The organism is Ruminococcus flavefaciens MA2007, from assembly GCF_000621845.1.
GTDB lineage: Bacteria > Bacillota > Clostridia > Oscillospirales > Ruminococcaceae > Ruminococcus > Ruminococcus flavefaciens_E.
On record NZ_JHXF01000027.1, the window covers coordinates 1 to 19592 of the forward strand.

The 19592-nt window shown below is 47.1% G+C and carries 20 protein-coding genes, 4 tRNA genes and 1 rRNA gene; 13 read left to right on the plus strand and 12 right to left on the minus strand.

Annotated elements, in window-relative coordinates:
* Nucleotides 1-213: 213 nt before the first annotated feature.
* From T497_RS17625 to T497_RS0111235, 5 genes are read right to left on the minus strand one after another with little or no spacing between them, the layout of a single operon-like run.
* On the minus strand, nucleotides 214-1095 hold the full coding sequence (locus tag T497_RS17625) for a CPBP family intramembrane glutamic endopeptidase (RefSeq protein WP_051530634.1): 882 nt from the start codon (nucleotides 1093-1095) through the stop codon (nucleotides 214-216).
* Nucleotides 1085-1819: an ABC-2 transporter permease gene (locus T497_RS0111220; RefSeq protein WP_028515704.1), complete on the minus strand. Its 735-nt coding sequence runs from the start codon at nucleotides 1817-1819 to the stop codon at nucleotides 1085-1087. Before T497_RS0111220 ends, T497_RS17625 begins: the two co-directional genes overlap by 11 nt.
* A complete protein-coding gene (locus T497_RS0111225) occupies nucleotides 1819-2589 on the minus strand; it encodes an ABC-2 transporter permease (protein ID WP_028515705.1) in 771 nt (256 codons plus the stop codon). The genes T497_RS0111220 and T497_RS0111225 overlap by 1 nt, the downstream gene beginning before the upstream one ends.
* On the minus strand, nucleotides 2590-3468 hold the full coding sequence (locus T497_RS0111230; protein WP_028515706.1) for an ABC transporter ATP-binding protein: 879 nt from the start codon (nucleotides 3466-3468) through the stop codon (nucleotides 2590-2592).
* Complete coding sequence (locus T497_RS0111235; RefSeq protein ID WP_028515707.1) at nucleotides 3461-3844, minus strand: GntR family transcriptional regulator; 384 nt, start codon at nucleotides 3842-3844, stop codon at nucleotides 3461-3463. Before T497_RS0111235 ends, T497_RS0111230 begins: the two co-directional genes overlap by 8 nt.
* A gap of 679 nt (nucleotides 3845-4523) precedes the next feature.
* Between T497_RS0111235 and rsmD the strand changes: the two genes are divergently transcribed.
* From rsmD to T497_RS0111250, 3 genes are read left to right on the plus strand one after another with little or no spacing between them, the layout of a single operon-like run.
* The gene (gene rsmD / locus T497_RS0111240; protein ID WP_028515708.1) at nucleotides 4524-5081 is read left to right on the plus strand and encodes a 16S rRNA (guanine(966)-N(2))-methyltransferase RsmD; all 558 of its coding nucleotides are present in this window, start codon (nucleotides 4524-4526) and stop codon (nucleotides 5079-5081) included.
* Nucleotides 5078-5569 carry a pantetheine-phosphate adenylyltransferase gene (coaD, locus tag T497_RS0111245; protein ID WP_024861501.1) on the plus strand — a complete coding sequence of 164 codons (492 nt, stop codon included), beginning with the start codon at nucleotides 5078-5080 and terminating at the stop codon, nucleotides 5567-5569. The genes rsmD and coaD overlap by 4 nt, the downstream gene beginning before the upstream one ends.
* A gap of 5 nt (nucleotides 5570-5574) precedes the next feature.
* A complete protein-coding gene (locus tag T497_RS0111250) occupies nucleotides 5575-6072 on the plus strand; it encodes a hypothetical protein (protein ID WP_028515709.1) in 498 nt (165 codons plus the stop codon).
* A gap of 352 nt (nucleotides 6073-6424) precedes the next feature.
* On the opposite strand, the gene T497_RS0111255 is transcribed toward T497_RS0111250, so the two are convergent.
* Complete coding sequence (locus T497_RS0111255; protein ID WP_028515710.1) at nucleotides 6425-8020, minus strand: hypothetical protein; 1596 nt, start codon at nucleotides 8018-8020, stop codon at nucleotides 6425-6427.
* A 454-nt stretch (nucleotides 8021-8474) separates the two neighbouring features.
* Between T497_RS0111255 and T497_RS0111260 the strand changes: the two genes are divergently transcribed.
* On the plus strand, nucleotides 8475-9977 hold the full coding sequence (locus tag T497_RS0111260) for a DNA methylase (RefSeq protein ID WP_028515711.1): 1503 nt from the start codon (nucleotides 8475-8477) through the stop codon (nucleotides 9975-9977).
* A 159-nt stretch (nucleotides 9978-10136) separates the two neighbouring features.
* Nucleotides 10137-10538, plus strand: a complete 402-nt coding sequence (locus T497_RS0111265) for a hypothetical protein (RefSeq protein WP_028515712.1) — start codon at nucleotides 10137-10139, stop codon at nucleotides 10536-10538.
* Nucleotides 10539-11618: 1080 nt separating this feature from the next.
* On the opposite strand, the gene T497_RS0111270 is transcribed toward T497_RS0111265, so the two are convergent.
* From T497_RS0111270 to T497_RS0111295, 6 genes are all read right to left on the minus strand, one after another.
* Entirely contained in the window at nucleotides 11619-13064 is a 1446-nt protein-coding gene (locus T497_RS0111270) for a hypothetical protein (RefSeq protein ID WP_028515713.1), read from the minus strand.
* A complete protein-coding gene (locus T497_RS0111275; protein WP_028515714.1) occupies nucleotides 13051-13611 on the minus strand; it encodes an RNA polymerase sigma factor in 561 nt (186 codons plus the stop codon). Before T497_RS0111275 ends, T497_RS0111270 begins: the two co-directional genes overlap by 14 nt.
* 302 nt (nucleotides 13612-13913) lie before the next feature.
* Nucleotides 13914-14174: a stage V sporulation protein S gene (locus T497_RS0111280; RefSeq protein ID WP_024861514.1), complete on the minus strand. Its 261-nt coding sequence runs from the start codon at nucleotides 14172-14174 to the stop codon at nucleotides 13914-13916.
* A 122-nt stretch (nucleotides 14175-14296) separates the two neighbouring features.
* Nucleotides 14297-15067, minus strand: a complete 771-nt coding sequence (locus T497_RS0111285) for a TIGR00282 family metallophosphoesterase (protein WP_028515715.1) — start codon at nucleotides 15065-15067, stop codon at nucleotides 14297-14299.
* Between the two features lie 9 nt (nucleotides 15068-15076).
* Complete coding sequence (locus tag T497_RS16660) at nucleotides 15077-15295, minus strand: DUF4236 domain-containing protein (protein ID WP_037324983.1); 219 nt, start codon at nucleotides 15293-15295, stop codon at nucleotides 15077-15079.
* 301 nt (nucleotides 15296-15596) lie between these two features.
* Nucleotides 15597-15821 carry a helix-turn-helix domain-containing protein gene (locus T497_RS0111295; RefSeq protein ID WP_024861517.1) on the minus strand — a complete coding sequence of 75 codons (225 nt, stop codon included), beginning with the start codon at nucleotides 15819-15821 and terminating at the stop codon, nucleotides 15597-15599.
* Nucleotides 15822-15930: 109 nt separating this feature from the next.
* Here T497_RS0111295 and T497_RS0111300 point away from each other — a divergent pair, with 109 nt between their 5' ends.
* The 8 genes from T497_RS0111300 to T497_RS0111335 all read left to right on the plus strand — a co-directional run.
* A complete protein-coding gene (locus tag T497_RS0111300; protein WP_028515716.1) occupies nucleotides 15931-16119 on the plus strand; it encodes a hypothetical protein in 189 nt (62 codons plus the stop codon).
* 148 nt (nucleotides 16120-16267) lie between these two features.
* A tRNA-Val gene (locus T497_RS0111305) sits at nucleotides 16268-16343 on the plus strand.
* 3 nt (nucleotides 16344-16346) lie between these two features.
* Nucleotides 16347-16423 (plus strand) — tRNA-Asp (locus tag T497_RS0111310).
* Between the two features lie 4 nt (nucleotides 16424-16427).
* Nucleotides 16428-16503, plus strand: a tRNA-Phe gene (locus tag T497_RS0111315).
* Nucleotides 16504-16533: 30 nt separating this feature from the next.
* Nucleotides 16534-16609: transfer RNA gene (locus T497_RS0111320), tRNA-Gly, on the plus strand.
* Nucleotides 16610-16966: 357 nt separating this feature from the next.
* Nucleotides 16967-17878 carry an NYN domain-containing protein gene (locus T497_RS0111325; RefSeq protein ID WP_028515717.1) on the plus strand — a complete coding sequence of 304 codons (912 nt, stop codon included), beginning with the start codon at nucleotides 16967-16969 and terminating at the stop codon, nucleotides 17876-17878.
* A gap of 1 nt (nucleotide 17879) precedes the next feature.
* A complete protein-coding gene (locus T497_RS0111330; RefSeq protein WP_028515718.1) occupies nucleotides 17880-18989 on the plus strand; it encodes a transglutaminase domain-containing protein in 1110 nt (369 codons plus the stop codon).
* Between the two features lie 444 nt (nucleotides 18990-19433).
* Nucleotides 19434-19592: ribosomal RNA gene (locus T497_RS0111335) — 16S ribosomal RNA — on the plus strand; the annotation flags it as partial.

Below are 19592 nucleotides of genomic sequence, written 5' to 3' on the forward strand. Positions count from 1 at the left end.
GGGCTTCTCTCAAACTCTCTCCCTAAAACTTTCGTTTTGTTTTTTCACAGATAGGGCGCTCCTGCATTTTGCAGGATTTTTTTATTTATGAAGCGCCCTATCTGCGAAAAAACCAGATAAAAGTCTTTGGAAAGGGGTTCGGGGGAGAACCTTTCCTCAGAAAGGTTTCCCCCGATAAATAAATATAAGCTTCTATATTAGCATTGCGGTTATTTATGAAAGGACTTTTTTATTCTCGCCCGATGACTTCTTTCTCCACATCAGTACCATGCTAACAGCTCCCGCAGCGATTATCATAGGGAACACAGAGATTATCTGTCCCCAGAAGTCATTGGTGCGAAGCTCGAATTTATCGCCGTTTGCATTATAGGCAAACGGCATAAGATTAGCGTTCAGGACCGTATCTATCAGCATATGGCACAGAGCCGCAGGATATACCGAGTTTGTGCGCTTGGTGAGCCATGTGAGAAAAGCCGACCAGAAAACACACATCACTATCATGGCGATAAATCCGCCGTATGGGAAAAAGTCGTAATCCCTGCCGAAGTCATAGCCGTAAGCAAGGAGAGGACCGTGCCAGAGAGCCCATATTATACCCGTAACTATAACAGCCGCAGGTGCAGGCATGAGCTCCTCAAGCTTGGGAGTAAGATAGCCGCGCCAGCCAAGTTCCTCGCCGAAGCCGTGGACCGCCATTGCGAAGCCTGATACTATCGACAAAAGCAGCATAGCAACAGCCGAAGTGCCGTCACTAAGGGCAGCGCTATCGGTGATACTGCCGTTTTTCACAACGAAAAGATGAAGTAACAGTGCACTCACATATGGCAGGGCTATAGGATATAGCACAGCGAGCGCGTAGTATTTACCGCTGTTCCTTTTGCCGAAGCCGAGGAAAGAGTTATGGAAGCCCTCTCTCGTCACTATCCTTATGATGATAACAGCAATAGCAGGGTATAGCATAAGCGTATTTCCTGCCAGAACACTGGTGAGACTGCCTTCCTTGTCGGAAAAAGCAAAGCAAAGTATATACACAGGCACATATGCAAGTATGAGATATAAAGCTATACGGAGCAGAGTTTTCTTCTTATTTGGCATAGCTCTCAACTCCCTTCAGATACCATTTTACAGCAAGTCTGTAGGACAGATAATATATGGGTATCACCGCTAAAGTTATAATGCTGAACCACAGCGTCATGCGCTTTACCTTGTTCTTGTCAGCCAGTGCAGCAAGAAGTCTGTCAAAGAAGGTATCCATATCTGCAAAAGCCGATGTATCGCCGAAAAGCATATATGCGAAGAAGATAAAGGCAGCGATACCGATAATGATTATCTTCATGGACTTGCCTATTTTGCTGCCGAAACGCGCCATAAGGGGAAACTCTATAGCACGCATAGTAAGCTGTATATAGAAGAAGCCGATGAAGATAACAGAGCCGTCAGCAAGCTCACTGCTTCCGTCTCTTGCAAAGCCGCAGCAGAGTATCAGCGCAGTTACCGTCAGCATTGAATAGCACAGTGTAAACAGGTACTTTGCGCCTATCTGTCCCTTTATTCCTGTGGGAGTAGAAGCAACAAAGTAAGCCCATTTTTTGCGCTCGTCGTCGTTGAATATGGAATCCTCACAAACTCCGCCGATAAGAAAAGCCATGAACGCCATAAAAGCCCACAGCATTATGCTGATACCGCTTGTCATATCATCTTTCATATCGTCACTGCGAAATATCAGCGCAAACATGAAAGGATAAAACAAAGAACCGAGGAAAAAGAGCAGTATCTTCACCCAGTTGGTTCTGATAAGCTTATAAAGAAGTCCCGTCATCAGTAACGCCTCCTTTTGAGCTCTTTTATGCCCCAGAAATAGGTGATAATTACAATTCCGATAAGAATGAACGGACCTGCCCACAGGAAAATATCACGCCATTTTGTGAGATAGGGCATAGCGACTTTCATCATGCCTGCATCGCCTTTCATATCGGGATAGAGCCTTGCTGCTTCTGCATAGCAGAACTTTGTGAATTTATATGTACCATAGCCGACAGCTGTGGTCAGAATTACGAGAGGTATCATCGCAAAAGCAACGCCCCTGTTCTGGGTTTTCATTATTATCATATAGGGGATATCTATTATACACATAGAACCGTAAACAAACAGAATTACCAGTATATTCTTGATATGCTCAGTGCTTACAGGTACTTTTCCTGCTGCCGAGAATATGACCTCGGCAATAACTGCCAGCACAAATCCCAAAGCCAGAAGTATTGTGCGGAGTATCAGCTTTGACTGCATTATCTTCTTTTCGTGTACAGGCAGAGTATAGGAATAGAGCTGCCACCTTGATTTATAGTCCTTTTCGATGAGGTCATTGTGACCGTATGTACAGCCTGCCATGCCAATAAGACCTGCATAGAGATACATCTGCGACAACAGATAATCGCGGGTATCTGCGCTATCGTTGCTCTTAGCGAGATTTCCTGCATAGGTGCTGATTATTATCATGGTTATCATTACCACGAAGATAATATAGGCAAGAAGCATATACACCACAGTTTTGCGGCTGAGATAGAATTCACGATAGATAAGACCTTTCATTCATCTCCACTCCTTTTTGCCGCGGTTTACATAGAACAGCATTATATCCTCAAGAGTTGCGGGATCTATGACCGCGCCAGAGTATTTACGGCTGCATTCAGCCTTGTCGGACACCATTATCTCAGCTCCGAAATCATTGAGACGGGCGCTAACTATGTCCTCGGGAGCAATGTCCTTGTAGTCGTCCTTAGTGCATTTGAGTATGCCGTGGCTGTAGAGGATATCGTCCTTGTAGCCGCTGATAAGCACCTTTCCCTTGTCGATAAAGGTAACGCTGTCGGCTACCTTGTCAAGGTCAGAGGTGATATGTGAGGACATAAGGATAGAGTGGTCCTCATTCTGCAAATATTCGAGGAAAATGTCCAGTATCTCGTTTCTTACAACGGGGTCAAGACCTGTTGTAGCTTCGTCCATAATGAGAAGCTTCGCATTATGTGAAAGTGCAGAGGCTATCTGGAGCTTCATTTTCATGCCCTTTGAGAACTTGCCGAACTTCTTTTTTCTCGGCAGTGAAAATCTGTCAAGGTAATTGAAAAAGGTCTCGGAGCTCCACTCCTCGAATACTTCGCGGAAAACCTTGTCGATAGTTATAGCGTTAAGTCTGTCATCAAAGGGAAGCTCGTCGAAAACAGCGGCTATCTGTTTTTTAGCGTCGTATTCGTCCTTTTCGTGGTCAAGTCCGAGAAGCTTTATCTCGCCCTCGTCCTTTTTTACTATGTTGAGAATGGCGTTTATAGTAGTAGTTTTTCCTGCACCATTCTGCCCGATAAAGCCCATGATACTGCCTTTGGGCACGTTGAAGCTGACCTTGTCAAGAGTAAATCCGTCATACTTCTTGGTAAGGTCTTTTATTTCTATAGCGTTTTCATAATCATTCATTTTCTGCCCCTCCATAAATCAGTTCGAGCATTTCCTTCAGCTCGTCAAGGCTGAGATCACAATGTCTTGCCTTTTCGCAGGCTTGTGCGAGGAGGTCTTCGGTCTGACGCAGATATTCCTCGCGGAGAAGCTCGGTATTCTGCCCTTTGACGAAGCTGCCCTTGCCTGTATATGACTCGATGAAACCGTCGCGCTCTAAGTCCTCATAGGCGCGTTTTGTAGTGATAACGCTTATGCGGAGCTGCTGAGCGAGAGTACGCATAGAAGGCAGAGCGTCCCCTGCTTTCAGCGTACCATTGAGGATAAGTCCCTTTATCTGAGAGGATATCTGAGAATAAATGGGCTCACCTGATGAGTTGCTGATAATAATATCCATAGTTCACCTCATATTGTATATATACGTTATACACATTATAGCATTTGTATATACACTTGTCAAGGGGTTTTTGAAAAAAATTTGCAGGGCAAATTTCAGCCGTTAGCTTGTAGGGGAGCCCGCCCTCGGGCTCCCGTAAATTATGTAATAATTATAAATGACCGTATGTAGGGGACGCCGCCCTCGGCGTCCCGAGACTATCACAACAAACAACATGAATCCAATTGTAGGGGACGGCGCCCTCGACGTCCCGTAAATTATGTAATAATTATAAATGACCGTATGTAGGGGCGAACAGTGTTCGCCCGAAAATAAGCGTGTATACTGACGGGCGCACACTGTGCGCCCCTACAGCGCAGAGCCTGCGCCCCCTTGCCACGTTGCCGCTCGTAAACTCGCTCATTATTATCAATACCGATAATCGTACATCGCTTACAGCACATATACACGGCGGCGGAACGCCGCCCCTACACTAATCACTAATAACTATGCACTAATAACTCAAAGATGTATATGATAGACAAATGAAAACAGCCTTTTTTAGTCAAAATCGCCTATTTTCAAAAAATAATATAGACAAGCAAACGAAAATATTATATAATATAATGTAAGTATCTCGGTACCCGTATACCGTAAATGCGGAAACCGCAGTATTTCTGCGGCTTCGGAGCACTAAAACATGAGAGTTATCACAGGCATTGCAAGAGGCCGTAAGCTTGTCGCACCAGAGGGTATGGACGTAAGACCTACCGCCGACAAGGTCAAGGAAGGCATCTTTTCAGCCGTTCAGTTCGAGCTCGAGGGAGCAAGAGTCCTCGACCTCTTCGCAGGAAGCGGTCAGATGGGCATCGAAGCCCTCAGCAGAGGTGCAGACCACGCTGTTTTTATCGACAGCTCACTGCGCTCTATCAGATGCGTGAACGAGAACCTGCGCAATACAGGCTTTGAACGACAGTCTGAGGTCATCAACCGCGACAGCTATGATTATATCAAGCTCACCGCTCAGACCTTCGATATCATTATCCTCGATCCGCCCTACAGACACAGCCATATCGCCAATATCCTGCCTTTTGCGGCTAAAAAGCTCCGCGACGGCGGCATGATAATCTGCGAGTATGAGTGCGAGGCAGAGGAGCCGCAGGCTCCCGAGGGAATGGTGCTGAGAAAGACCTACCGCTACGGCAAGATCAATGTTACGATATTCTGCAAACCGTCCGAGGAGGTGGCTGAGGAATGAGAAGAGTTGCCGTTTGCCCCGGAAGCTTCGATCCTGTAACATTGGGACATCTGGACATTATCACGAGAGCTTCCAAGCTGTTTGATAAGGTTATCGTCCTCATATCCAGAAATGCAGGCAAGGCACAGCCAAGCTTCACGGCTACGGAGCGTATGCTGATGATCGAGCAGGTCACAAGAGACCTTGATAATGTGGTTATAGATATCCTCGACGGACTCCTTGCGGATTACGTCAGAAACGTGGGGGCTGTGGCTATAGTCAAGGGACTCCGTGCTGTCAGCGACTTTGAATACGAATTCCAGATGGCTCTTGCCAATAAAAAGCTGTATGCAGGTGCGGAAACAGTCTTTCTGACAACTGCTACCGAGAATATGTATCTCAGTTCAAGTCTGGTAAAGCAGATAGCTTATTTCGGCGGCGATATCAGTCATTTCGTCCCGAATGAAATACTTGATGATATAAAACAAAGACTAATTAAGGAGAGGTAATTGATATGAGCATTGATGAGATTTTAGAAGAAATGGACGAGCTCCTTGACAAGGCAGGTTCAGTTCCCTTTGTTTCCCATAAAAAGGTCATCGACGGCGAGCGCATGAGAGAGCTCATTAACGACGTCCGTCTGAATATGCCTCACGAGCTTAAAGAGGCCAAGAAAATAGAATTTGACTGTCAGCGTATCCTCAACGAGGCTAAGCTCAACGCTGAGAGCATTATCCGCAAGGCTGAGGAGCGTGCAGCTCAGATAGTTTCAAGAGAGGCTATCGTTACAGAGGCTAAGAAAAAGGCTCTCGATATGCTCACAAAGGCTCAGACAGCCGCTAAGAACCTCCAGCAGAACGCTGCGGCTTCTGTTGCTAAAATGCTCAACGATACAGAGAATTACTACTCAAGAAATCTCCAGAGCATAAAGGTCGTAAAGGGCAAGCTCAGCAGCACTGTTTCAGCAGGTCTCAGCATGAACCCTACAGATAAGAAAAACGGCTTACAGTAAGCAAAAACGGTACTCGATGAGTACCGTTTTTTATATGCAGGGGACGCCGTCCTCGGCGTCACGAAATTGCAGATGAATCAAACGGGCGGCGGAATGCCGCCCCTACAGCGCAGAGCCTGCGCCTCCTTGCCACGGCAGCGTGACCCTGCACCCTTGCCACGTTGCCGCTCGTAAACTCGCTCACGATTATCATTACCGATAATCGTACATCGCTTACAGCACATTTACACGGGCGCACACTGTGCACCCCTACAGCGCAGAGCCTGCGCCCCCCTACATAAAAACAACAGCTGAAATAAAAGCAGCACTGCATATTTGCAGTGCTGCTTTTTGAGTATGAACAATAAAGAAATTATCTGTAGATAGAGCCGTCCTCGATGCTCTGGAGAACGCCTGCACAAAGCTGCTTCCACTGTGCAACTTCAGTCTCGTCGTAGGAGATGACCTTCTTAGCCCATGTTGAGCAGTGTGCACAAGCATTGGGAGCAGTCTGACCTTCTTCGAGAATGTCGTTTACGCAGAGTGACTTGCCGCAGTTGTTGTTCTTGATGAAGTGCTCAAGGAAGCCGTCAAGCTTCTTGTTGTCTACGTAGAGCTTAGGAAGATGCATTGTTCTTCCGTAGTTCATCATTGCCTCAGGCTTGAGGTATTCCATCCATCTCATCTGTGGAGCGCCAACGGGAGGACCTCCCATAGGCATACCAGCAGGAGGTGCTGTGATACCGTGTGCCTTTGCCCATTCCTCAGCTTCGCCAGGTCTTGGAGCTCTGCCTTCCATTATCCATGGAGGAGGACCGCCTGCGGGCATACCCATTGGAGGTGCACCGGCAGGAGCGCCTGTTGGCATACCGGCAGGAGGTGCGGACATGCCGTTTGCCTTTGCCCATTCCTCAGCCTCGCCAGGTTTTGGAGCTCTTCCTTCCATTACCCATGGAGGAGGACCGCCTGCAGGTCTGCCCATTGGAGGAGCACCGGCAGGAGCGCCCATAGGAGCACCAGCAGGAGCACCGCCCTTTTCAAGACCAGCCTGATCGGGACGTGTAGCAATTGTCTTAGCCTGTGGCCAGTTTACGATGTCGAGGAGGTTTCCGTCGTAAGACTCTTCCATGTAGCCCTTAACAACTCTGTGGAGGAAGTCTGTTGTTCTTGTTCTGTCGATGAGCTTGATAGAGAAGTGCTTGTTGCCTGTCTCTTCTGCAAGCTCTCTGTAGTAGTGAACGTCCTCAGGACGGATAAATTCAGCTGTAAGGATAGCAGCAGGGTGTGTTACCTTCTTGTATGCACAGTTGACAAGTGAGTAGTCCATAGAGAACTTGTCAGGATCGGAGTGACCTACGAAACAGCCGTGTGCAAGACGGAAAGGACATTCTCTGAGGCAGAGATTGTTAGCTATTACACGGAGGTGAAGGTCTGTATCCTTGTACTGTGTGAGGAGCTGCCTGAGAAGATCGAATCTTCTGTTGAAGCCGTGGTCGAGTGTGATCTCGTCTACGCCCCAGTTGCGCCAGTACTCAATGTGCTGGATAGTTGTAGGATAAGCATAGAGTCCCAGTGTTACGAATGCGTCCTTGAACTCTCTCTTAACGTACTTGATAAGGATAGGGGAATTAAGAGTAAATGCCTTGATACCCATATCATACATTGTGTGGAGGAAGTCACGGATCTTCTTGCCCATTACAGGATCAAGCTCGTTCTGGTCCATTGAAAGCGGGTTGATGAGGTAGTTGAAAGTAATGTCTCGCTTCTGACATTCCTTTACGTAATTAGCGAGCTCATCAAGAGTGAAGTCCGGGATAATTGAAGCAGTACGTCCTCCGGGAAGTCCGTCGTGCTTGAGCTTTCCGAAAAAGCTTGTGATGGCGTGCTTCTTATCATACTGGTCTACGAAATCGAAGAGCTTGTAGTCAAAGTTACAGCCAAGATCGAATGAAATAGAATCCTGATTCATGTTTTCACATCTCCCTTAGATTTTTATTCAGGACTTATACACTGTGTAATAACTTTTAAGCGATATACGCTCAGAAAAGCGTCTATGACAAGTGGGTTATGTAGTTTATGTGCGTTATTTCGCGGTTTTTGGCTATTATTTCCGCAGAAAGTCCCATATTAAAATTATATCATTTATTCACATTGCTGTCAATTAATTATCTGCAAGTGATTGTTTGGGGAAAGATAATCCTTTTTGTCAATAATTGACAATGAAAAGCAGAATTTTATGCGATAATGCGCCATTGTGGTAAATATCTGCGGTTCAGCGCGGGATATTACCGAAAGGATAAAATGAACGGAGCATACAGGGAACGCCGCCCCTACAGATATTTCCAATTCAAAAAAACTTGACAAGAACAAATGTACGTGATATAATAAATTCAGAACGGATGTTCTGTGAAAGAGGTGAGACAATGGAAAGGACATACATCGCTATAGACCTGAAATCATTCTATGCTTCTGTGGAGTGCGTAGAACGGGAGCTGGATCCCCTTGACGCCAATCTTGTGGTCGCTGACAAGAGCCGCACCGAAAAGACTATCTGCCTTGCGGTGACTCCGTCGCTGAAAGCCTGCGGAGTTGGCGGACGTCCGCGGCTTTTTGAGGTGGTATCGCAGGTGGCGGACATCAATGCCGCCCGAAGGTTCAGAGCTCCATACAGGCGCTTCCGCGGAAAGTCGTGCAGTGCCAAGGAGCTTGAAGCTGACAGGGCGCTGGAGCTGGACTATATCGTGGCTCCGCCGAGAATGGCGCTGTATATCGCCTACAGCACGAAAATATATCAGATATACCTGAAATATGTGGCTCAGGAGGATATCCATGTCTACTCCGTGGACGAGGTGTTTATCGACGCTACGCCCTATCTCCGCACCTACCGCATGACGGCTCGTGAGCTTGCCGTTACCATGATACGGGACGTGCTGAAAACTACGGGCATTACCGCTACAGCAGGTATCGGCACGAATCTGTACCTGTGCAAGATAGCTATGGATATCGTGGCAAAGCATATGCCGCCCGACAAGGACGGAGTCCGTATCGCCGAGCTGGACGAGATGTCCTACCGACGCCTTATGTGGGAGCACCGTCCGCTGACGGATTTCTGGCGCATAGGTCGGAGCTACGCAAGCAGGCTTGAACACCACGGTATGTTCACTATGGGGGATGTGGCGAGAATGTCTACCTCAGAGTTCGGCGAAAATGCGCTGTATAAGCTCTTCGGCGTCAACGCGGAGCTTCTCATAGACCACGCATGGGGCTGGGAGCCCTGCACTATCGCCGATATCAAGGCTTATCGCCCCGAAACCAGCAGTATGAGCTCGGGACAGGTGCTTCAGGAGGCCACTGAGTCCGAAACAGCGCGGCTCATTACATGGGAAATGGCGGACACGCTGGCTATGGACCTGCTGAGGAAGGGGCTTGTCACCGACCAGATAACCCTTACGGTGGGCTATGATGTGGAGAATCTCCGCAGGGAGGATATCATGGGGAGCTATGAGGGAAAGGTGGTCCTTGACCACTACGGCAGGGCTGTGCCTGCTCATGCTCACGGTACGGAAAATCTGTCCGCACCCGTGTCGTCCTCCAAGCTCATCACCGAGGCGGCTGTGAAGCTCTTTGACCGTATCACTGACAGCAGGCTTCTGGTGCGCAGGCTGACTATCTGCGCAAACAAGGTGGTGCCTGCGGATTCTCTCGGCGGCGAACAGCGGCAGCTGGACTTCTTTACAGACTTTGAAGAGGAGCAGAGCAGACGGAACGCAGAGGAGGCTGCTTTGCGACGTGAGAACAGTCTTCAGCTTGCCATGCTGAGAATGAAGGAGCGCTACGGCAGGAACGCGGTGCTCCGCGGCGCTAACCTCTGCAACGGAGCTACGGCGGTGCTGCGGAATCAGCAGATAGGCGGTCACAGGGCGTAGGTTTCAGAGCTAAGAACTAAGAGCTAAGAACTGAGAGCTAAGTAGGGGCGGATATTATCCGCCCGAAGTTCGCGTGATATACGTTTTGTAGGGGCTGGCGTCCTCGACAGCCCGTTACTGGCTGAATGATATCCCGTTCAAAAGGAGGAGGGCTTGAGCGTGTCTGATAAATATGATGATATCATCAATATGCCGCACCATGTCTCCAAAAAGCGGCGGCATATGCTGCGGCAAAACCGTGCGGCGCAGTTCGCGTCCTTTGCGGCTCTTTCGGGCTATGAGGACGCGATAGACGAGACTGCCCGCCGTACAGACTGCAAAGCAGAGCTCTGCGAGGACGATGCGGCAGAGCTCGGCGAAAAATTAAGGTTCCTCGGCGACAAAATATCCGAGGAACCTTACTGCGAAGTGACTTATTTTGTTCCCGACAGGCTTAAAAGCGGCGGAAAATACATCACCGTGTCGGGAAATCTCCGCCTTATCGAGGAAATGCCGCGGCAGCTTGTGTTCTGCGGCGGAATGCGGATACCTCTTGACGGCGTAGTAAAAATATCCGTATAAAGAGCAACAGCCCTACCCCCACCCAAGGAGATAAGACTGTTCTGATTTGCCCTCTTACAATGGAAGGATAGCAAAAAAGGAATTAACAACAATATATCACAAAGACCGCCTATAGTCTTTGTAAAGGTTCTTTTGTTTAACGATCTCTGCGTGATACTGTAAAGACCACCTGTTCTGAGCTATCCGATCAGAACCAGCGTAAACAGCAAACCCGAATGCAGGTGAGGGGAGTATAGTGCAGAGTCTCCCCGCCTGCGGGCTTGTTGACTTGAAAGGAAAGCTGATGGTATTCAGCATTTATGCGGTGAGTTATGAGAGGTACTCTGCCGCTTTATACGGAGCTGTGAGAGCAGCTCCTATAAAAATGTCTGTAACTTTTTCCGCTCGTTATTATTCGGCGAGGACAAAGGAGAGCGGGAGAGGGACCGCCCTTCCTTTGTGCCATAGACCTGTGCCTCGTCGTTTAAAGTGAAGCCTTTTCCGCTCTCGGTGCAGAGAAGCGGGCGTGAAGCCTCATTCAGGGTAAGCGTATCATGTGGGACCTGTAAGCGGTCCGTATGCAGGAGACCTGCCGCTTAAAGCTGTATATCCCATACTTTCAGAGAAGATTCGGAAAAAACAGCGCCTTGTATCAAAAGCTGTCATTTTGGGAGGGGTAACAGGCTTAAGGTGCTGTTCTTTCCTGCACTTTCTGCTTAGAGGGTTAGATAAGGATATTCTCTTGGCAGGGTTAGGAGCAATAATTCCCGTACATCTGCTTAGGAGGGTATCCCGATAAGCATTATTCAATTTTATCACTCCAAATCAAATATCCCGATAGCAATCTCTTATTGCTATATCATTATTATAAATAAAATGTGAATTGATAACAACCTATAAAATAAATATTTGGTGGACAAAATGAGGGAAATAATGTTACTGTGCACAATGCAGGTAGGATTATTACCAAAAATTTAGCCCGATTGCCAAAATCGTTATAAATTGTACGGACATATATAATTTGTATTGTGGCATTTATCCAGACATCAGGTCTGACATGACAAAAAAATCTGCCCGCTTATGCGGACAGATCTTTCTTTGTTAAAGCGTTTTTAATCGGTTTACGAGCTCCTCGGCGTCGTCTTTGCCTATATCCATGCTGTATTTCAGGTATAACAGGTCAACTTCCAGTTTACCGTCGTCGGTTATGTGGATATAGCCGTGTCCTAAGTATTTAACAGAGTTTGACATAGAATATGGCAGCTCTACTGCGATATATCCCTGTTTATTGCTGAGGTCCAGCTCGGGCGGCTTTTCGCCTGCATTTTGCAGCATAACACACTGAGCACCGTAGGACAAGCCTGTTATTTCAAGCTTTTTATCTCTGTACTGATCCAGAAGCTCATGGACGGTGTGCACGTCGAATAAGCTGTGCATTTCGTTTGAAGCGGTGTCATAAAATGATTTTGGCTTCAAGTTGCTGTCTGCATCTATTCCGTCAAGGAGATCGCCGAAGGTCTCGGGCTTCCATACTTCGTTTATGCCGAGATATGCATAATTTCCTTCAACATAGGCATAGCACATCAAGTTGGGATCGATGTGGTCATTATATGTGTATATATTGAAGTATTTGTCAATGAACTCGTCGTATTCGGTGCCGATAAACCTGTGCATTGCGAGGGCTCCCTCGTGCAGTACCGTACCCGTTGTCTTGTAGTAATTGCCGTTATAGTGGAAGCCTGTTATGCTTGTTGCTATCGTGGTAGTTACTGTGGGTGTTTCGGTGACCACAGGCGAAGGATGTATGTCCTGTGTGGTGGTTGCAGGTTCAGGTACATCGGAATTGAAGGAAGTGGTCGCTATTGTGGTGGTATACGCCACACTGGTAGTATAATACCATGTTGTGGTGGTATATGCGGCGGTGGTAGTACGTGATGTCCGAATGTCCGGCTGAACTGTGGTCAATGTGGTCGTTCTGGCGGTACGGGGAGCGGTAGACGTAGTTCTTGCGGTAGTTTTGCTGCTTTCCGCGCCTTTGTGCTGTGTGGTGGTGGTCGTTCTGTCTGTGGTGGTAGTCACCGCAGTTGTACGGCGGACAGCCGTTACCTCCATGAATGAGAATGTTGTGGGCAGAGGCGGCTCAACAGCGCCGCTGCTGTTTTTCTTGTGTGTGGTCGTAACAGCAGGAGCGTTTTCGCCCGATACTGTTGTGACAGTTGTGCCGTTTTGTGCGGCGGAATTGCCGTTATGAGCGGTGGTCACGGTCACAGCTGTGGTCACAGGAATGCCTGTGTTTCCGTTTTCGTCCGTAGTCGGCGGAGCAGTGGTATTTGCTTCGGTAACGTTGAACTGAGACTTGTCAGGAGAAGGAGCAATGGTCTTGAGTGAGTCTGTACGCCAGATATTGAAGCCGACAAGCATCATAAGGCAGCAGCTGAGGGCTACAGCTGAGCGCTTCATAAATACTTCTCTTTTGCGCTTCTTTTCTTTTAAGTATTCGTCCCTGCGCCGAAAAACACTATGAGCAATGTCTTTATAGTCTTTCATACTCAAAGCCCTCCTTTTCAAGCTTTGATCTCAGCGCCTGTTTGGCTCTGTACAGGAGATTTTCTATCTGGCGGCAGCTTTTTTTCATTACCCTTGCTGCCTCGGAATTGCTCAGCTCCTCAAAATATGTAAGGTAGAGCACCTGCCTGTAGTCGGGATTAAGGGCCTCCATAGCCCTGTGAAGCGAGATCTTCTGTTCCTCTCTAAGATATTCCTTTTCAATACTGCGCTCATCGGTCATCTTGTCGTATTCCTCGACGGACTTGTCGGAGATACGGGACAGTTTGCGCATACCGTCCACTGCGACATTGCGGGCAATAGTGAAAAGCCATGTCTTGAAGGAGCTTTTTCCGGAGAATCTTGGCTTTTTGGCTGCGATCTTGAAAAACGCGTCCTCCATGAACTCCTCGGCAAGGCTGTAGCTGCCTGTAATGCCGCAGAGGTACAGGATAACTCCGTCTTTGTAATCGCAGATCATATCGACTAAGGCTGTATCGTCGCCCTCGAGATAGCGGCGATAATATAATTCACCCTTGTCTTTGTCCATGAGCGCCTCCTTTCTAAAGGATCTTCCGCTCTCATTTATTAGACGTTTGAGAAAGCGGAAACTCTCAGTAATTTTTCAGAATTTCAGATATTTTTTTCATTTAACAATTGGAACAGCAACAAATCATGAAGTTGAGAGTTGAGAGCTGAGAGTTGAAAGTTATGGTGCCGCCTGCGGCGGTATTATTTAAAATAACGTGAGTGAAGCGAACACATCAACTCTCAACTAATCAAAAGAAAAAGCAATAACAGAATAAAAAAGGGCGGACAAACTGTCCGCCCGATGGTTTGTGTCATTACCGATTATCTCTGTTCACAGATGAGCTTGATAGCAGTTCTTTCTTCACCGTCGATCTGGATATTTGCAAATGCAGGAATACAAATGAGGTCTATGCCGATTGGAGCAAGATATCCTCTTGCGATAGCGATCGCTTTCACTGCCTGATTTGCTGCACCGGCACCGACTGCCTGAACTTCAACAGCTTTCTGTTCTCTGATAACACCGGCAATAGCTCCGGCTACAGAATTCGGTGATGAATGTGATGATACTTTCAGAATTTCCATTACAAATAACCCTCCTGATATAAATATTTGTACGTTTAATGTCAAATGCCTTTAGGCTATTGTACAAATATATTATAACTTATAAATAGTGAAAATGCAAGTGTTTTTATAAACTTTGTTGACTATCTTACAATTATTCTATTTATTTTGTGCGATTTGCCATCTTTTTCATTAAATTCAACTATTGTTCCACAAAGGAAGCAAGCGCCCTCTGCTTCCTGAAATTTTACGGGCATACGGAATCTAAGGCGATTTACTGCGGATTCTGAGTCTACGCCGAGACACGACAGCTCGGGACCGACCATGCCTACGTCGGTGATGTAGGCGGTGTGACCTCCGAGGATACATTCGTCGGCGGTCTGGACGTGGGTGTGAGTCCCGAACATTCCGCTGACCTTCCCTGTGAGGTAGTGCCCCATGGCTTTTTTCTCGGAGGTAGCCTCCGCGTGAAAGTCAAGGAAGATATTGGGAGTGTCGATGTTTTCGAGGAGCTCGTCCATTTTCGTGAACGGATTGTCAAGGGGGTCCATGTAGACCGTGCCCATGAGGTTTATAACGGCTACGGAATATGCTCCCATATCAAGGATACGGACTCCGCTGCCTACGCAGCCGCCCTCGGGGTAGTTCGCAGGGCGGACGATGTAGTCCTCGTCGAAGAGCTCCATAGACTCCTTGCGGCGGAAAGCATGATTTCCTGTGGTTATGATGTCGGCTCCTGCACGGATAATGGCGTCCGCAGAACCGCGCGTGATGCCGTTGCCCTGCGCGGAGTTCTCGCCGTTTACTATAGTAATGTCAATGTTGTTCTCGCGTTTTATGCCGCTGAGCTTGTCTGCGAGAAATTCGCAGCCTGCTCTGCCTACGACGTCACCGATAAAAAGTAGTCTCTTCATGGGCGGCTCTCACTTCTTGGCAGGCTTTTTCTTGCCGCCGAGGTCAGTATCGTATGAGATACCCGTGCCCTGAAGACTTACGGTAGCTTTTTTCTTGTTGTTTACCGTGAGCTTGACCTTTTTGCCTGCTATCTTCGGTCCCTCAACGGATATGCTGCCGCCTTTCTTGTTCTTGTTGAAGCGGAACAGCTTGCCTATTTTGAAGCTTTTTCTAAAATGAAATCCCATATCTTTCCTCCGAATCTTTGTAATTATCAAAAAGCCGCTTCACCCATGAAAGGGATTCCAAAGGGACTGTGTTCCTTTGGCGGAGTCCAGAGGCGGCGCCTCAGGCAGGTTTGGGCAGAGCCCAAAGAAACGAAGGCGCTTCGCAAAGGGTGAATCAAAAAACAGTCCAGTGGACTGTTTTTTGAGAGGGAACGCCTTGCAAGTGAAGGCGTTCCCTTAATAAATTGGCTTTATTGACAGTCAATCATTAAAACTATACATATAATATATCATAAAAAATCATTTTAATCAATATTAATCATTATTTTTTTGCAGAGCCGTCCAATTCGTCGGTAAATACGAAAAGTTCGTTGGGAGTACATTCCAGAAGCTGGCACATCGCCTCGATATTTTCGTATTTGATGGAGCAGGTCTCGTTGTTTATCATTCGGCTGAAATTCTGATAGCTCATGCCGAGCTGCTTGTACAGCCAGTATTTGGTACGTCCTTTTTCTTCAAGGAGTTCAATGACGTTGAGCTTTAACATAACTTACCTCCGCATTATCTTATTTATACATAAGATATTATTACATTTGAGCTCTTGACATATAGACATTTGCATTATATAATGTAAACATAAGATAAGGAGGTACGCCGTGAAAGAGTTATTGAAAAAGGCTGTTTGTGAAGCTATTGAAAAAGAGTATCGCTCAGAGAGTGAGGTGCTGACGGAAATACAAAATGTTCTTGTGAGCGATCCCGACAATGATTTCGAGTGCGTCGAGGAAATAATAAGCATTTTGGAAAAATACGGGTACGACTGCGGCGGCTGTCATGATTTTTAATGGCGAAATATAGCCCTGAATCGACAAATTTAAAAAAATCTGAAATTTTTTTCAAAAAACGCTTGACAAATCTTCAATACCGTGGTATAATTATTTTCGTCGTCAGGGACAAGACACCTGACAGAACAAAATAAAGCTTATGCGATGTGGGGGTTTAGCTCAGCTGGGAGAGCATCTGCCTTACAAGCAGAGGGTCACAGGTTCGAGCCCTGTAGTCCCCACCACATGGCCTCGTAGTTCAGTTGGTTAGAACGCCTGCCTGTCACGCAGGAGGTCGACAGTTCGAATCTGTTCGGGGTCGCCAACACGCTTCTGTAGCTCAGTCGGTAGAGCAGGGGACTGAAAATCCCCGTGTCGTTGGTTCGATTCCGACCGGAAGCACCATATAGAACGCGAGAGCGTTCTATATATAATGCGGATTTAGCTCATCTGGTAGAGCGCCACCTTGCCAAGGTGGAGGTAGCGAGTTCGAGCCTCGTAATCCGCTCCATAGTGGCGGGGGAATACTCTCGTCATTGACCAAATCCCGATGCAATAGCGTCGGGATTTTTATTTTTTCGGTGGGACGCCGAGGACGTCGTCCCCTACATACTGTGATTTATAATTATTTCGTAATATGCGTACACCAAAGGGAGCTCCTACAACTAACGGCTAAGGGCTAATGGCGTGGGAGCCCGAGGGCGGGCTCCCCTACACTAAGCACTAATCACTAATAACTAATAACTGAATATTGATTTAAAATTCCGCACAAAGAGCGCAGAATGTCTTTGTGCGGATTTACTATATACAAAATTAAATAAAAATGTTATAATAAATCTATATCACTATATATAATATGAGGTGAACCATGGAAAAGGAAATGCGCTATGCCGTGCTTATCGACGCTGATAACGTTGCGGCTAAGTATACTAAGTACATTCTCGATGAGGTGTCTAACTACGGTGTTGTTACATATAAGCGAGTTTACGGCGACTGGACAAGACCTAACCTTGCAGGCTGGAAAAATATGGCGCTGGACAATGCTATTACTCCCGTTCAGCAGTACAGCTACACCACAGGCAAGAACGCTACCGACTCGGCTATGATAATCGACGCCATGGATATACTGTATTCGCATAATATCGACGGCTTCTGCATTGTTTCCAGTGACAGTGACTTCACAAGACTGGCTATTCGTCTACGTGAGTCGGGTATGCACGTTATCGGCATGGGTGAGCAGAAAACTCCCAAGCCGTTCAGCACCGCCTGCAACGCTTTCAAGTACCTTGAGATACTCGCTGATGAGGAGCTTCAGGGCACAGGCGAGAGCGAAAAGCTGGAGATGAAGACTCTTGAAACGGCTATAGTGCGCATAATCACCGAAAATGCAAACCTCAGAGACGAGATAAATATCGGCGAGCTGGGAAGCAGACTTCTCAACCGCTACCCCGATTTCGACGTCAGAAATTACGGATATTCCAAGTTCTCTCAGTTCCTCAAGGAGTTCGACGGGCTCAGCTTCCGTCAGGAGGGCAGCAGTATCCTTGTTTCCCAGAAAACAAGCATGACTGACCTTGAACGCATAGAGAACGCTATTGCGGCTATAGTCCGCACTAACGGCAGCAAGGGCTATAATCTGGGCGAGCTGAAAAAACAGCTCTGTACGAAAATGCCCGAATTTGACGTAAAATCCTACGGCTACTCCAAGTTCAGCAAGTTCGTGGAGAATCTGCCGTCATTCAAAATAAAGAACAACACAGTTATGATTTCGGAGAATTGATTTGATTACTAAAAAAACTGCGGCGCTGCTTGTGGCGCTGTGTGCGGTGCTTCTTGTGGCTGCGTGGAGATATATCAAGGCCTCGGGAGTTTTCAGAAAATACCCCGAACCGCAGTATCTCACCGCGGAAGAGGCGGAGTCCAGACCTGTCTACTATCAGCTGAAAACCGACGAAAAGGCTATATATACGGCGCTTTACCGCGGAATTTCACAGCATCAGGAGTATATTCCGCTGCCCTATGAGGTGGACGGCAGTCAGTATTCCAGAATATATTGTATCATCGAAAAGCAGGAGGGAGAGTTTTTCTTCCTCGATTCGGTCTACTATACGGCGGCTAAGGTTCGCGACGCAAGAGTGGTCTACCGAAACACGGGCAGCATTGAATATCAGGAGGAGAAGCTCCGCGAAAAGGTCGGTGAGGTCGCAAGAGGTGCGCTGAATACCGATGATTACTCCCTTGTGAGGTACATAAACGACTACCTTGTCGACAATTGCAGATATATCACGGGCGAGGACGAGGACTACGCGTCCACAGCCTACGGCTGTCTTATCGAGGGCGAGGCTAACTGCGAGGGCTATGCAAAGGCGTTTGAGCTGCTGGCGTCGGAGCTGGGGCTGAAAAGCGTTCTCATAACAGGTACTACGGAATCAGGCGAAAACCACGCGTGGAATCAGGTCAAAGTGGGCGTGAACTGGTACAATATCGACGTAACATGGGCGGATACCGATGTTACGGGAGAGACCAGAAAAATGTATTTCCTCTGCGATGATGCTACCTTTGAAAAGACTCATTATGCCGATAATACACTGTTTCAGCCGTTCCCCTGCGGAAATGCCGACGATAACTATTATGTAAAGAACGGTTTGTACGCGGACAGCACTGAAAGGGCGGAGGAGATAATCCGCCGCGAGCTTGGCTCGGGAAACGGCGTGATAGAGCTGCGCTTTTCTGACGCAGAGGTGTACGGTAACTTTAAAAGGGAGTATATCGAATCGGAAAAGATATTCCAGATAGCTGTTGAAACAGGCTATCCCTTTGGTGAGCAGATCAATCTTTCGATGAGAGAAAACGAGTCGGAGAACTGCATGACACTGGATTTTACAGGCTGATAGTGAAATTAGACACAATTCGGGATAAAGCAACACGCAAGCTTGTAAGAAATTCCGTGTTGACTTTGCTGTGCAGGCGTGCTATAATAATTAAGTCGCCGCGAGAGAGAGAAACAGTAAGCCTGCTGGCGTAGCATGGATAACTCGCTCGAAAGTGACAACAAAAAAATCTCAGAAAATTTTCAAAAAGGTATTGACAAAGAAAAGTTTCTGTGATATAATATTAAAGCTGTCCCGCAAAGGAGACTGAGCGGAGAGAGCAAACAGCATCTTGAAAATTGAACAATGCGAAGAAAAAAGTAACGACCCTTGAGATTCCTTTGCTGAGTTTAAGAACTTAGTAAAGAAAGTCAAGAAAAGACTAAAAAACACTTTTAACGAGTAATAACGCAAGCGTTATGAACTGGATCAGATATCTAAATCGAGAGATTTAAATATACAACTTTAATAAAGAGTTTGATCCTGGCTCAGGACGAACGCTGGCGGCACGCTTAACACATGCAAGTCGAACGGAGATATTTTGAGTTTACTTAGGATATCTTAGTGGCGGACGGGTGAGTAACACGTGAGCAACCTGCCTTGGAGAGAGGGATAGCTTCTGGA